The sequence below is a fragment of the Paucibacter sp. KBW04 genome (genome assembly GCF_003852425.1).
In the GTDB taxonomy this organism is placed as follows: Bacteria; Pseudomonadota; Gammaproteobacteria; order Burkholderiales; family Burkholderiaceae_C; genus Paucibacter_A.
Genome location: NZ_QAJN01000013.1, coordinates 100,204 through 114,076, shown reverse-complemented (window position 1 = coordinate 114,076; position 13,873 = coordinate 100,204). Strand labels below are relative to the sequence as shown.

Genomic DNA, 13,873 nt, shown 5'->3' with positions numbered 1-13,873 from the left:
CCCTTCGTATTCGCTCGAGCGGAGCGCCAACGGCGTGCCGCCAGGCCCGCGAAGCCGCTTTGTCTATCATCGGCCTCGCGGGCCTGGCGTCACACCGTCGTCGCCTGCTTATCTCACACGTTGAACATCATGAAGACCCGAATCATGTACATCGAGTCTAAAGGCGAGGGATTGATCGGCCCGGCTCGTATTGGTCGTGTCACGTTCTCCAAGACTGGCGCAACGATTTCCTACGCAGGCCGATCCTTTCAAAGCCTGAAGGGCGCAGGCTTCAAGTCCAACTACTTCGACGTCGAGACGGGCGACCGCTATTGGATCTCCGGCCCGAAGAAGAATGGGCGGGACAGTCTCTACGCAACCAATGTTCGTCCGGTGATCGACGCAGACGTGCACGATGAATACTGGCAGGAGATTCGTGGCTTGCCCGTGCCTCCTCGTCAGGTCGACGATGCTAAATCTTTCACTGCAGCGGGGGGCTTTGCCGCCCGCTAAGTTGCGACGCTAGGCGACACAAATGAGCTCCGCTCCATGATCAACATCAAGAACTACTGGCGCCTAGCTCCTTCCGGCCTATCCGCAAGCTTTTCCCCGTTCAGCAACGACTTGCTTTCTGCGCCAAGTGAAATGCTGCGTCGAGTTCAACCGGGTGAAGGGGTGGCTTTCGCGGCCTGGGATGAAGAAGAGTTGGTCGGTAATGTCAGCGCACTTGGCGTGTGCCTAGACAAATGCGACGAAGGCATGCGAATGGATTGGCGCGAAGTACAAATAGTTCTTAAGCCTTTGCCTGCCGGACGCACGCACTGGCGAAGCAAGGTCCTCTTTGGCTTCGCTGACTCTGTCATTCAGCGTTATGGGTTAGCCGATCTATTTGCAGAGCGCTTTGCAGACCTCGATCAACTGGCGTTCTCTGCTAGAAAGCCAATGACTGGAATCGCGCGTCGCCTTCCGACAATCGCAACGCCTGGGTTCGTGTATCTACTTCGGTCGGAGTACGGGTTCAAGATTGGCAAGACAATAAGTATGAAGTCGAGAACACGCTTGTTTGAAGTCAAGCTTCCTTTCCGGTTCTCAGTCGAGCACTTTGCGTATTTCGACAACTACACAGAAGCCGAAAGAGCCCTTCACGATCACTTTCGATCTCAGAGGCTCGAAGGCAAATGGTTCGATCTAAAGCCAACTGACATAGAACACATAAAGTCTTTAGGGCGGCCTGGCAAACCCGAAGAAATGCGGGCGTAGCTGTGGTCTGAAGGTCTGGGACGCCCTCCCAATTTTTGACCAAATCAGATGTGGCTTTTGCATGGGTGTCCCATTGCAGATCCCGCTGATCCTTGGGTGTTCCAGCTTCACCGTTTCACGCCGCAACGCGGCTAGCTCGGGACGGGGAAGCCTCTTTCATTCTTGAGTGCTCATATGGCTTCATACCGAGATCAAAGAGGCACCGGACCAGACTTCCGTGTTCGCTACAGGTTTCTGAGCGAAAGCGAAGGCGGAAGGAAAACGCTGCCTTTCCAGCACATCCGATCCGACTTCCTTTACGAAGGTGACGATCCACTGGTAGATGGAATTTGGTGTATTTGGCCTGAGTTCGTCTCCGCAGCCGGCGCAGTGTTTCCTGATGATCAATGTGTTCCAGCAGAAGGACTCGCGGATATGTACATCCTCAATGCCGATATGCGAACAGAACATGCGAAGCGAATCCAACTGGGCACCAAAGGCTACTTTGTCGAAGGCCCCAGGAAGACCGCAATATGCGAAGTCGTTGCCATCTTGGCTCTGGCGGATGCTGAGCCCTAACAGCTTGCTGGAGCGGGCCACTGCCATCTGGCCGCGCTACGCTCACCAGTTCATCATCGCTACAGTCTGAAGGAGCTATCCCTTAGATGCGACCCTTGCACCTTCTCGTCGTGTTCTTGTTGGCTTGCACCGAGAGCTCGGTGTTGGCACAGGGAATTCTCAGGACAAAAGACCTGGCGGCCCTGGTGCAGCAGAGCTTCGGGCCACTGGCGCAGCTCGCGAGTGACGGGAAAGAATCACGGTTTCCTCGGTACTTCTTGCTAAGCCTGAACCACGGTGACGCTGAGGATCTCGTCATTCCAATCCACGTTGACAAGGCAAAGGGCAGCCTTGACGCGCGTGGGATCAAGCCAATTTCAATCGCTGGCCACCGCTCTGTCGATGCGAGCATCGGTGAGCACTGCCTTGGCCTAGCCTTCCTGCACGGGAACGGCGGAACTAAGCCTTTCAAGTCCACAGCAGCATCCATGGTGTACAAGTGCTTCTCGGAATACTCAAAGATTCGGGCAGGGGCTCAGCTGCTCACCGGCGCGCGCGTCCCAGTGCACAGCGATGCCGTACTGTTGGACCTTGAGAGCGGTGGGCAGATGCTCATTTACTGTGACAGCGGCAAGTACGCCGCGAAGTACGTTCGCCGCGGTGACTAGACTGAAGCCAATCAGTTGCAAGAGTTCGCCCATGAACCACTACCTCATCTCCTTCCCCAGTTCGGCCATGAGTCACATCGCCGCCGCGGACCTGCCCTCGGTCGGCGATGCCGCCCGCGCCGTGATTCGCGAGGCCAAGGCGGCAGGGGTGTATGTGTTCGGCGGTGGTGTTGACGAGGCCGTCGCACCGGTTTTGGTGAGCGGAGAGGGGAAGGCGGCGCCAGGAACCTATGCCGAGACGAGTCGCTTGAATGGCGGCTTTTGCGTGCTCAAGGTCGCGACTCGAACTGAGGCCGAACACTGGGCGGCAAAGATCGCGGCGGCCTGTCAGTGCGCGCAGGAGTTGCGGGAGTTCATGTTCGACCCGGAGTCTTAGCTGGCGGCGGTGGCATGGCGGGTTACGCTGCGCTAACCCGCCCTACAACTCATCGGCGTCCTCGGCCTGCTTCGGCGGCCTGCCACGCGGGCTGCGGTTCACCGCCGGTTTGATGCCGCGCCGGGCCAGGGCGTCGCGTAGCAGGTACTCGATCTGAGCATTGGCCGAACGCAGCTCTTGCGCGGCCATGCGCTCGATCTCGGCCCACAGCGCCGGGTCCAGGCGCAGGGCGAAGCTTTTCTTGTCGGGGCTGGCCATGGGTCAGATGAGCGGTGGTGGCGCTGGCTCAGTTGTACAGCGTGCCGGTGTTGACGATGGGCTGCGTCTCTTTGTCTGAGCACAGCACCACCAGCAGATTGGAAACCATGGCGGCCTTGCGTTCGTCGTCCAGCTCGACGATGGATCGCTCGCTCAGGCCTTTGAGGGCTTCTTCCACCATGCTCACCGCGCCCATCACGATCTTCTTACGCGCGCTGATGATGGCCTCGGCCTGCTGGCGCCGCAGCATCACCTGGGCGATCTCAGGGGCATAGGCCAGATGCGTGATCTTGGCGTCTTGCACCTGCACGCCCGCATCACCCAGGCGCTCTTGCAACTGCGTGATCAAAGCGGCGGCCACCTCATCTTGGCCGGCGCGCAGGGTGATCTCGTTGCCGAGGACTTCATCGCCTTCGTCGTAGGCAAACTGCGCGGCCAGGTGGCGGATGGCGGCCTCGGCCTGGATGCGCACATAGGCTTCGTAGTCATCCACCTCGAAGACGGCGCGAGCCGTGTCTTGCACGCGCCAGACGACCGCTGCGCTGATTTCCACCGGGTTGCCGCGCTTGTCATTGACCTTCAGAGTGGGCGCGTTCAGGTTGCGCGAACGCAGCGAGATCTTGCGCTTGATCGTCAAGGGGTTGGCCCAGCGCAGGCCTTCGCTGCGGTCGGTGCCGCAGTAGCGGCCAAACAGGGTCAGGATGCGCGCCTCATTGGGCTGCTGCATATAGAGGCCGGCCAGGGCGAGAAAGCCCAGTAGAAGCAAGACGACGCCAATAAAGGGGGCCAAGGGCCCGATGGCGCGACCGGTGGTGACCAAGGTGGCACCCACGGCAAAAGTGGCCAGGCTGAGGACGATGGCGAGATAGCCGTTGTGGGTGTGAGCGGCCTTCTCGACGCGCAGGTTTTGTTCTTGATTTGTCATGTCATCCTCCGTTAAAGGTGATATCACTTTAACATGGGATTTATGACTGTCAAGCAAGCCTGGGACGAGGCTTGACGCCCCGCCCCAGGCTTCGGTTCATTGAGAACTTATCCGCAAATAGCTGGGGTCGGCTGGCGGACGCTTTGAACGCAGGGCTGCGTTGCAAATCCTCGCGATACCTTTGGGTATCGCGAGGATTTGCGCCAGACCCAGAGGGTCTGTCCTTCGTCAGGCATCAAGATGCCCTCAGGGCATCTTGAGTCCGGACTCAGCCTTGCTCTGCATCCAAATCGCCTCGCCATCCTCAACCCCGCTATTCACGGACAAGTTCTAAGCGATATTCACCTCCACCTTGCCCACCGGCACCCGCAGCTGGGTGACGGAGGCCACCGGCGTGGTGGGGGCCACGCCGCCGCTGAGCTTGGCGACCTTGCGGAACTCGCACAGCAGCTCGGTCTTGCTCAGGCTGACCACCGCGAAGCCTTGGGCGTCGGAGTCGGCAACGCGCAGCCAGGGGTTGTTGACCGCAGGCGGCACACCGGTCGTGCTATTGGCGAAGGGGTTGAGGCGTTTGACGACCTCGCTGGTCGGCACGAAGTTGGCGGGGATGCCCAGCGCCGTGGCCAGCTTCTGGCGGATCAGGCCGAACAAGGTCATGGCCGCCACTGATTTGGATGCACCGGCCAAGGCGGCGATGGTGCCCGCGATCACGCCGCCCATATTGCCGGCCAGGGTTTCGTCAAAGGTGTTGATGGCTGCCGTGCTCAGGCCCGCCGTGGCCTGCACTGCGGCGGCAGGGATGATGCCCGCGCCAATCGCCCCAGCCACCGCGGCCTGCACGGCGGCGGTATTGCTGAGGTCGGTGACGCCCGCGCCCAGGGCGATGGCGGCCGACAGCATCTGGATGGCAATGCCTTCCGCGCCGGCTTCGCTGGTCTGTACCAGGGGCTGCACCGGGGCAAACGCAGGCTGGCTGGCGGCACCCTGGAAGTAGCTGTAGAAGGAATTGCTGGAGATGCCGGCCGTCACCAGGTCCACCATCACCGGCGTGGGCGTGGCGGCCTTGTAGTCGTCCATCACCACACCGGCGAAGAAGGCGTGGATGTCGCCCGTCACCGCCACCACATTGCTGATCTTGTTGCTGGCCAGATGCTTCATCAGCAGCTTGCGCTCGGCGTCATAACCGTCCCATTGGTCGGCGTTCAGGATGAAGCGGGTTTTGAAGGCGGCCGGAGCGGTGGGCAGCTTGGCGCCATCCACGCTCATCTTCAAGAGCGAGGTCTCATTGCCCCAGATCTTCCACAGGGCGGTGGAGCCTTTCATCGTGTCCATCCACCACTGGCGTTGGCTGGTGCCCAGCACGCTGACCAGGGTGTAGGGGTCGGGCAAGCCCTTGGCGGTGGCGCCGGCGATCTTTTGCGCCTCCACATCGGCCAGGCTGCTCTCGGGCACCATATAGCGCGCGCCGATGGAGCCAAGGGGCTGGCCGGTCAGGGGGCTGGGTGCGGCCTCGGGGATCAGGTGGTCGGCACGGTAGAGGCGCTCGTCGGTCATCACCAGATGCATCAGGCGGCCGAACTTGAGGTCGCGGTAGATGCGGATATTGCTGATGCCCAGGCCGGGGTCCAGGGTGAAGGAGACATCGGCCGGCATGAACTCGAACCAAGCCTGGCTGGCGCCACGGCGGCGGTTCGGTTGGGCGGTGTTGTCTCCGCCGGTGGTCGCGTTGTAGGTGCCGTTGTCGTAGGTCTCGCGGTCTTGCCAGCAGTCGTCGGAGAACTCGTGGTCGTCCCAGATGGCCACAAAGGCAAAGCGCTCGTGCAGGGCTTGCAGGCGCGGGTCGCTGCGGTAGCGTTTGTAGAGGTAGCGGTAATCGTTGAGGGTGTTGGCGAACTTGCCGCCACCGTCCAAGGCGCCGCCGTCGGGCAGGGTCAGCGCCGTATGTGCCGCCTCAACGCCACCGGCCTGGTAGCTGGCGCCCACGGCCTCGTAGATGTAGTCGCCCAGGTGGACGATGAAGTCCAGGTTCTCCTGCGCCAGCGCCGTCATGCCGGCCCAGTGGTTGACGCTCCAGTCCTGGCAGGTCATGTAGGCGAACTTGAGCGTGTCGATATCGGCGTCTGCCGCCGGGGCGGTTTTGAAGCGGCCCAGCTTGGAGCGGCTGTCACCCGCGGTGAATTGGTAGTAATAGACCGTGGCGGGCTTGAGGCCGCTGATGCGGTGGCGCAGGGTGTTGTCGTAGAAGGCGTAGACCGGCACGTCGACCTCGGCATCCAGCGTGCCGCTCATGGCGGTGTTGCCACCCAGCGAGGCGCTGTTGTCGGCGCTCGTGATGCGCAGCTTGACCTTGAAGTTAGCGGCCGTGGCGCTGGTGGCAATATCGTCGGCCGCGGCCGGCACGATGCGGGCCCACAGCAGGGCGCCATCGGGCTTGGGGTCGCCCGAGGCGATGCTTTGCGGGAACTTGAAGGCGCCCGTGGCGGCCGGGGTGTCGGGCAGGGGCGTGCTGCTGCCGGGGAAGGTGTCGGGCAGGGGCAGGATGGTCTCGCCGTCGGCACCACCGCCGCCGCAGCCGCTGAGGCCGGTGAGAACCGAAGAGGCGGTGATCAGGGCACCGGCCTGCAGCACCGAATGGCGCAGGAATTGACGTCTATCCATGATGGGTGAAATCCGGTTGGCTGGAGTCGCGAGGGACTCAGAATTTGTGATTCAGCTGCAGGCCCACGCTGGTGGCCGAGCTGCTGTAGTTGCCGCGCACGGTGGCGTAGGAGCAGTTGCAGGGGGTGATGCCTTCGGCGTCATCCGTCGCCTGCATGGGGGCGTCGCGCAGCTTCACATAGCCCAGGGCCAGGTCCACGCTGGTGTTGGCCGTTAGCTGGTAGTTGGCTCCCAGGGCGTACCAGGTGCGGTCGGAGTCGGGCAGGGCCGGGCTGCGCCACTGGGCCGAGACGGGCGATTTGTCGTGCGAGAGGCCGGCACGTAGCAGCAGCTCGGGCGTGGCACGCCAGCTGGCACCCAAGGAGAGGCGCCAGACATCGCGCCAATGCTCGGGCGTGATGGAGGGGGCAGTGGTGTTGTCGAACTCGATGCGCAGCTGCTGCAGGGTGGATTGACGGGTCCAGGTGGCGTCGGCCATCAGAGCGAAGCGGGCATTGAACTGATGGAAGGCTTGCAGCGAGACCGAGTCCGGCGTCTTCACCGAGACGCTGGCGCCGGAGTCGTTGTGATCGCGATTGCCATGCTCGTCATACGGCGCGCCGGTGATGACGGCCAGCACGTTGGCCGGTAGATTGCTGGGCTGGGTCCAGTCCGCTGTGCCCTTGAGCTTGTGCGAGATGCCCGAGCGCCAGGTCAGGCCCAGGCGAGTGGCTTCGTCCACTTCCCACAGCAGGGCCAGATTGGCGCCCAGCGCCCAGTCCTTGCCGTGAATGGCCACATTGCCGTCAAAGGCCGCGTTGCCAAAGACTTGCGAGGCCTGCAGCTGCAGCTGCTGGGCCAGACCCGGCGCGCCGCCAGCGGCTGCCTGTTGGGCGGCGGCAAGCAGGCCGGCCGCATAGACCGAGCCATAGGGCACGGCGCGAGCCAGATCGCCCTGCATGTACTCGGCCGTCAGGCCAAAGGCCAGCGAGACCTGGCGGCTGGGCTTCCAAGCGATATTGGGGTTGAGGGCAAAAGCCTTCAGCTCCACCGTGTTGAGGTTGTAGCGGCCGCCCCAGCCATTGGCGTAGTCCAGCTTGGCGCCGGAGGGCACAAACAGGCCCAGGCCGTAGGCCAGGGTGTCCGAGGCCTGGTAGCTCAGGTAGGCATGCGGCACCAGGGTGGCCTTGGTGGGGGTTTGCTGATCGCCGGCCACCGAGATGGGGCGGGGCTGGAAGCCCGAGCCCGGCAGGCTGATGACCGAGCCGGCATCGGTGAAGCGCACCGTGGGGTTCACATAGTCCAGCACGCCGGAGACCTGCAAGCCCTTCAGGCGGGTGATGGCGGCCGGGTTGGCAAACAAGGTGCTGGCGTCGGCGCCTTCGGCACCATTGGCATTGGCCGTGCCTTCGGCGGCGGCGCTTTGGGTGCCGAAGCGGTAGCCCGAGGCTTGGGCGCTGGCGGCCGCCAGGCTCAGGCTGGCACACAGCAAGAGCAGGGGGAAGGCAGGGCGCCGGGGCAGGGGGCGCGGATGACTGGGATGGGGCATGGGGAGTCTCCTGTGATCGCTCTCATTCGTGGTCTGCAAGCTCTCTCTGGGGCAGGGAGAGTTGCGTCGCGGCCCATTCTGAGAGCCCAAGTCGAAAAGTCTCTGCGGGTATGAACCGAGCCGCGTCGCTGCTCTGCGACGTTTTGCGCGTTTTTAGAGTGGGCGCTCCAAAGGCGGGCGTGCGTGCACAGTCTGGTCACAATGGTGCGCTCTTTTGGGGCGCTCTTTTGTAGAGTAGCCCGCCACCTCTGGACCCTGCCCTGCCATGCCGATCTTGCGACTGCCCCTGCTGCTTCTCTTGCTGATCCCCGCCGCCGCTGCGGCCATCGCCGGGGCTTTGTGGGGGCAGACGGCCTTGCTGTTTGTGTTCAAGCCGCTGAGCACCCTGCTGATCATCTACTTTGCGATGCCACGGGGTCAGGTCTTGCCTGTGGAGGAAAAGACCCGTCCCTGGGTCTTGCGCGGACTGTGGTTCTCACTCGGCGGCGATGTGGCCTTGCTGTGGCCCGAGCAGGGCTTTATCTTCGGCCTGCTGTCTTTTCTGTGCGCCCACCTCTGCTACCTCTGGGCTTTCACGCGGCTGCGGCGCCTGGGTGATTGGCTCTGGCCTTTTGGCGTCTACACCCTGTTTGCGGCGGCGGTGCTGAGCCAGCTCTGGCCTGGTGTGCCGGCCGAGTTGCGGGGCCCGGTGATCGTCTACGTCTTGTGCTTGACGGCCATGGGTGCGCAGGCGGCGGTGCTGGGCTGGCGCGCGCGCGGCACGCACGAGGCCGGGCGCGGGGCGCTGCTGGCGCTGGGCGGCTTCTTGTTCGTGCTGTCTGACACCTGCTTGGCCATCAACAAATTTGCTGGGCCGCTGCCCCTGGCCAGCTTGTGGGTGCTGACCCTGTACTGGACGGCCCAGGTTTGTATCGCTGCTTGGCTGAGCCCCAAGCAGACCGGCCGAGGCGCGGTCGTCTGACTTGGCGCAATGAAAAAGGGCGGAAGCAATCCGCCCTTGTCGTGCTCGAATGCCCGGAGGATGCCGGGCGATTGATGGCTGCTTAGGCCTGCGCTTTCGCGCGGCGGCGGGCGACGAAACCGATGGCGCCCAGGCCGGCCAGCATCAGTGCATAGGTTTCGGGTTCGGGGACGGCTGCGGTGAACGAGCCGACATAGAGCCCGGAGTTGTCCACGCGGGGCGAGGTGTTGCCGCCGACAGGATAGATGTCGTAGTTCAGATGGACCGTTTTGTAACCGGCCGCATCGAGTTTGAGCAGGCCCAGGACGGTGTCCAAACTGCCGCTGGCGTTCGGCGCCAAGTTGCTGGTGCCTTGCAAGACGCCACCACTGAAACTCATCAGGGCGCCGGGGTAGTTGCCGCCTGCCGAGCTGGGGGCGCTGCCGCCATTCAGCAGACTCCAGGCCGCCGAGCTGCCTGCTTGGCCATTGGCCAGGGTGCTGCTGAAGGTCACCACCGTTTTGCCGTAGGTGTTGCCGGCGTAGATGTCGCTGATGCCGATCAAGGTGTTCTTGCCGGCCACACCGTCCTGGCCGCCGACCGCCGAGCCCTTGTAGTTGGAGAAGTCCAGATCGATGGTGAAGTTGTTGCGGCTGGCCGTGAACAGATTGTTCAACTGTTGCCGGATGGCATTGACGCTGCTGCTCGTCAGGCCGGCCTGCTCACCTTGACCGAAGGATGCGCTGCCGATGCTGTCGGCCGTGGAGCCATGAGGGGCGACGCCACCGCCGCTGGCCCAGTCCCAGGTGCCAAACCCTGCGCTGACGCCGTATTTGACACCGATGGTGCCGCCCAGGCCGTCGGACACATACTTCCATTGATTCCAGTCGCTGGCGCTGTTGAAGCTATAGCTTCCAGGGTTCCAGAAGGTCACCGAACCGGTGTCTGCATGGGCGGCCAAGGCGCTCACAGAAAGAACGGCGGCTGCGCTAAGTTGCTTGAACATGGGGTACTCCTCATTTGCTGTCGAAAAATCATTTGCGGTCGAATCAGTTTTATCGATTCGATGGATGTATTTGATGCAAATGATTTATTCGGCGCAATCGCCGAGGCGTGGGGGGAGTGGTCGCTGGTTCGTGCTTTTTTTCACGCAAACAGCTGCCATATGTTCTTTGGGCTGAACTACATGCCCTTGAAAAGGTGGGTGTAGCTGCGGCTCACTTCGAGCTTTTCGCTCAAACCCTTCACGCCCACCAGCTGGCGGCCGCGTTCGTCCCGGGTGATGCCGTCGATGGCACGGGCATTGACCAGGGTGGAGCGGTGGATCTGCCAGAACAGGGCCGGGTCCAACTCGTCCACCAGCTCCTTGATGGGCTTGCGGATCAAGGCCTCGACGCGGGCCGTCTGCACCCGGGTGTATTTTTCGTCGCTGATGAAAAACAGCACGTCTTCCACCGGGATCATCTGCAGCACGCTGCCCACGGTGGCCTGAATCCACTGCAGATAGCTGGGCGCGCCGCCGGGGTTGAGCTGGGCCGAGAGTTTGTGCAGCAGCTGCTGCAGCGGGGTCGTGGCGCCGCCATGCTCGACCTCCTCGCCCTGCTTGAGCGCCAGGCGTTTCTTGATGCGGCCCACAGTCACCAGCAGGCGCTCCCGTTCGGCGGGCTTGAGCACATAGTCGGCCACGCCCTGCTCGAAGGCCTCAACAGCGTACTGGTCGTAGGCGGTGATGAAGACGATCTCGGGCACCAGCCAGTCGTCATCCTCGGGCAGCTGGGCGATCTGGCTGGCCGCCTCCACACCGGTCAGGCCGGGCATGCGGATGTCCAGAAACACCAGGTCGGGTCGGTGCTGGCGCACCAGCTCCACCGCTTCGATGCCGTTCTTGGCCTCGGCCACGATCTCCAGCTCGGGCCAGACCTCCATCAAGCGGCTGCGCAGCTGCTCGCGCATCAGGCGCTCGTCATCGGCCAAGATGGCCCGTACGGGTTTGGTGCTAGCAGACGAAGACGCGCTCATGGTGTGCAGACTGGTTTCGACAGGCGGCAGTGTAGGTTCGTTCTGCATGGCCTTGGCCTCCGAGGGAGCGGGTAGTTCTACTGGGTTTATCTTCTGCTCGCACGCGGCTCACGGGGTGGCCGTGGCGAGCGCAAGAGCAGCCACAGCACCAGCACGATCAGCCAGATGGGCGAGAACACCACCGCGCCCACACCGACGGCGCCCAGAGCCAGGCCACCAAAGACCAGCAGCAGGATCAACAAGGGCAGGCCGATGCTGAACAGCAAGATCAGGGGCAGGAGCACGCACAAGACGATGCCGGCGATCAAGCAACCCAACAGCGTGGCGCCGACGCCATGCCCTTCCAGGTTCTGCAACTCACCCAGGTCCACGTCCTCGCCATTGATGCTGAGCGTGAAGCCGGGGTCGGCGGCAAAGTCCCCGAAGTGATGCCAGAGGCTGCCGCCGGCCATCACCGTGAGGGCCAGCATCACCAGGCCCAACAAGATCAAACGTCGAAAAAACAGTCTCATGCTTGTGCTCCTTCATGGACGCGGCTGCGATAGGGCACGGTGATGGTCACCACACAGCCCGAGGGAATGTTCTCGGCCACCGTCACCGAGGCCTTGGCGCCGTAGAGCAGGCTCAGACGCTCGCGGATATTGGCCAGGCCCACGCCGGTGCCGCTGGTGGCGGCGCGGCCAAAGCCCAGGCCGGTGTCGGCCACGCTGACGGCCAGCTTGCCGTGCAGGATCTCGGCCTTGACCTTGAGCGTGCCGCCCTCGGCCTTGGGCTCCAGGCCGTGCTTGATGGCGTTTTCCACCAGGCTTTGGATCATCATGGGCGGGAACTCGGCCGAATGCAGGCCCTCGGGCACATCGATCTCGGTCAGCAAGCGCTCTTCCATCCGTACCTTGAGGATTTCGAGATATGGCTTGATGACGGCCAGCTCGCGGCCCAGATCGCGCACACCGCTGGCATTGGCCTCGCGCATGGTGGGCATGGAGGCGCGCAGCAGGGCGATCAAGTTCTTTTGCATCTGCGAGGCGCGCGGCGGGTCGGTCTCGATCAGGTGGTCGATGGAGGCCAGGGTGTTGAACAAAAAGTGCGGCTCCACCTGGGCCTGCATGGCGGCCATGCGGGCCTCCACCACCTGGCGCTTGAGCGACTCGGCCTCGGCCGTCTCGGTGGCCTGAGCGGCCTTGACCTCGGCCTGAATGCGACCCTTGTAGGTGATCTTGATGATGGCCGAGGCCAGCACCAGCAAGACCGCCAGATTGGGCAGGAAGTCGCCCAAGCTGATCACTCGCGTGCGTTTGTGGGTGCTGCGGGTGGCCTCGCTAATGGCCTCTTTGGCGGCTTGCTCGTCGGCCTCCTGGGCGTTCTTGATCGATTCTTCGATCGACTGCTTGGCCTCCTCGATGGCCGCGCGGATCTTGTCGGTGTCGGCGTCCTTGGGTAGTCCGACGACGATGGAGGGCAGGTCGGGGTCGACTTCCGTTTCACCCGTGGCGCTGGCCGCACTGGCCGCTGCCGAAGCGGCGCTGCCCGCCTGACTTGCACTACTGGGCTTGCGCGGCATGATGCGCACGCCTTTCTCGTCGATGCTGATCTCGTAATGGATGGGCTTGCCGTTTTGCTTTTGCGACTTGGGCGCGGGTGAGGCCGGCTGTTCAGGCGGGCTGACAGGCTCGTCGAACAAGACCTGCTCGTTGATGCGCCAGGTGAAGGGGGGGAGGTCCTCCAAGATATTGGCCGCGATGATCAGGGCGATGGACAACATGACAAAGCGACGCCAGCTGATGCCCACCAGCCAATTGGCATAGACATGGAAACCTTGAACGACGGCGGTCGAGAAGACCTGCCAGCGTTCGTAAAGGCCTGTTGCCTTGTTGTTTGTTGATGCTGCGTTCATCGAATGGACCTGTTTGCAATGGACTGGACTGTACGCAAGCTGCTGGGGCCGGGTCTTGCCCCAAGCGATGCGCCGTCGCATCGCCGGGGTGAATTGCAACAACAGCCGATAGTCCGCAGCGCCAGGCGCACAAAACAAGGCCCGCCGGCTGCGAGCAGCGGGCGGGCCTGGTTCAAATATTCAAGTCAGCAAGCGCTGACTTGAAGGGAGCGCGTCTTATTGCTTGACGGCTTCGACCTGGATGACCAGCTTGACGTTCTTGGGGAAGCCGTAAGCCAGGCCGTAGTCAACGCCCCACTGGGTGCGGTCGATGACGGCTTCAAAGTCGCCGCCGCAGACTTCGCGCTTGAGCATGGGGTTGTCATAACAGTTGAAATGCGTGGCCTTCAGGGTGACCGGTGCGGTCTTGCCCTTGAGGGTCAGCTCGCCCACCACTTCCACCACCTTGTCGCCGTTGAAGACGAATTTGTCGCCCACGAACTTGGCGGTGGGGAATTTGGCGGCGGAGAACAGGTCGTCGCTCAGCAAATGGGTGTTCATTGCGGCCACGCCGGTGTTGACCGAGGCCAGATCAAAACTCACTTCCACGCGGCCGGTCTTGGCGGCCTTGTCGAACTTGACGCTGCCTTCCTTCTTGTCGAAACGGCCGCGGTTGGTCGAGGTGCCGAAGTGGGTGATCTCGTAAGTCACAAAAGTGTGGGTGGGATCGATGGCGTAGGTGGCGCCGCCGGTCGCGGTTTGGGCTTGGGCCAGGCTGGCAGCGGCCAGAGCGGCGAGGGCGATGAATTTCTTCATGGGCATAACTTTCTTGGGTGGATGGATGAAAAGGAC

14 protein-coding genes and 1 pseudogene are annotated in these 13,873 nt (G+C 62.8%); 5 read left to right on the top strand and 10 right to left on the bottom strand.

Annotated features, from left to right (window positions below; genetic code table 11):
• Nucleotides 1-129 precede the first annotated feature (129 nt).
• Both DBR47_RS16920 and DBR47_RS16915 read left to right on the top strand, forming a co-directional pair.
• Entirely contained in the window at nt 130-492 is a 363-nt protein-coding gene (locus tag DBR47_RS16920; protein WP_124452186.1) for a 1-deoxy-D-xylulose-5-phosphate synthase, read from the top strand.
• 36 nt (nt 493-528) lie between these two features.
• A complete protein-coding gene (locus DBR47_RS16915) occupies nt 529-1,239 on the top strand; it encodes a GIY-YIG nuclease family protein (protein WP_124452184.1) in 711 nt (236 codons plus the stop codon).
• 180 nt (nt 1,240-1,419) lie between these two features.
• Here DBR47_RS16915 and DBR47_RS24610 read toward each other — a convergent pair whose 3' ends face one another.
• Nucleotides 1,420-1,824, bottom strand: coding sequence for a hypothetical protein (locus DBR47_RS24610; RefSeq protein WP_156089052.1), 405 nt, complete (start codon nt 1,822-1,824; stop codon nt 1,420-1,422).
• A gap of 68 nt (nt 1,825-1,892) precedes the next feature.
• Between DBR47_RS24610 and DBR47_RS16905 the strand changes: the two genes are divergently transcribed.
• Together DBR47_RS16905 and DBR47_RS16900 are read left to right on the top strand one after the other, a co-directional pair.
• Complete coding sequence (locus DBR47_RS16905; RefSeq protein WP_124452180.1) at nt 1,893-2,444, top strand: hypothetical protein; 552 nt, start codon at nt 1,893-1,895, stop codon at nt 2,442-2,444.
• A gap of 31 nt (nt 2,445-2,475) precedes the next feature.
• Nucleotides 2,476-2,820, top strand: coding sequence for a YciI family protein (locus DBR47_RS16900; RefSeq protein ID WP_124452178.1), 345 nt, complete (start codon nt 2,476-2,478; stop codon nt 2,818-2,820).
• A gap of 42 nt (nt 2,821-2,862) precedes the next feature.
• Here DBR47_RS16900 and DBR47_RS16895 read toward each other — a convergent pair whose 3' ends face one another.
• The 4 genes from DBR47_RS16895 to DBR47_RS16880 all read right to left on the bottom strand — a co-directional run bounded on the left by DBR47_RS16895 (nt 2,863) and on the right by DBR47_RS16880 (nt 8,189).
• Entirely contained in the window at nt 2,863-3,078 is a 216-nt protein-coding gene (locus DBR47_RS16895; protein ID WP_124452176.1) for a toxin-antitoxin system HicB family antitoxin, read from the bottom strand.
• A 28-nt stretch (nt 3,079-3,106) separates the two neighbouring features.
• A complete protein-coding gene (locus DBR47_RS16890) occupies nt 3,107-4,003 on the bottom strand; it encodes an SPFH domain-containing protein (RefSeq protein WP_124452175.1) in 897 nt (298 codons plus the stop codon).
• A 330-nt stretch (nt 4,004-4,333) separates the two neighbouring features.
• Complete coding sequence (locus DBR47_RS16885) at nt 4,334-6,661, bottom strand: alkaline phosphatase (RefSeq protein WP_124452173.1); 2,328 nt, start codon at nt 6,659-6,661, stop codon at nt 4,334-4,336.
• Between the two features lie 37 nt (nt 6,662-6,698).
• Nucleotides 6,699-8,189 carry an OmpP1/FadL family transporter gene (locus tag DBR47_RS16880; protein ID WP_124452171.1) on the bottom strand — a complete coding sequence of 497 codons (1,491 nt, stop codon included), beginning with the start codon at nt 8,187-8,189 and terminating at the stop codon, nt 6,699-6,701.
• Nucleotides 8,190-8,454: 265 nt separating this feature from the next.
• On the opposite strand from DBR47_RS16880, the gene DBR47_RS16875 reads away from it, so the two are divergent.
• Nucleotides 8,455-9,150: a lysoplasmalogenase gene (locus DBR47_RS16875; protein WP_124452169.1), complete on the top strand. Its 696-nt coding sequence runs from the start codon at nt 8,455-8,457 to the stop codon at nt 9,148-9,150.
• Between the two features lie 82 nt (nt 9,151-9,232).
• Here DBR47_RS16875 and DBR47_RS25525 read toward each other — a convergent pair.
• The 5 genes and pseudogenes from DBR47_RS25525 to DBR47_RS16850 all read right to left on the bottom strand — a co-directional run.
• Nucleotides 9,233-9,328 (bottom strand): annotated as a pseudogene (locus DBR47_RS25525) (PEP-CTERM sorting domain-containing protein); the annotation flags it as partial.
• A gap of 983 nt (nt 9,329-10,311) precedes the next feature.
• Nucleotides 10,312-11,148, bottom strand: a complete 837-nt coding sequence (locus DBR47_RS16865; RefSeq protein WP_124452199.1) for a LytTR family DNA-binding domain-containing protein — start codon at nt 11,146-11,148, stop codon at nt 10,312-10,314.
• A gap of 86 nt (nt 11,149-11,234) precedes the next feature.
• Nucleotides 11,235-11,660 carry a hypothetical protein gene (locus tag DBR47_RS16860; protein WP_124452167.1) on the bottom strand — a complete coding sequence of 142 codons (426 nt, stop codon included), beginning with the start codon at nt 11,658-11,660 and terminating at the stop codon, nt 11,235-11,237.
• Nucleotides 11,657-13,042, bottom strand: a complete 1,386-nt coding sequence (locus tag DBR47_RS16855; protein ID WP_124452165.1) for a sensor histidine kinase — start codon at nt 13,040-13,042, stop codon at nt 11,657-11,659. Before DBR47_RS16855 ends, DBR47_RS16860 begins: the two co-directional genes overlap by 4 nt.
• 216 nt (nt 13,043-13,258) lie before the next feature.
• Nucleotides 13,259-13,843, bottom strand: a complete 585-nt coding sequence (locus DBR47_RS16850; RefSeq protein WP_370454930.1) for a YceI family protein — start codon at nt 13,841-13,843, stop codon at nt 13,259-13,261.
• Between the last annotated feature and the right edge of the window lie 30 nt (nt 13,844-13,873).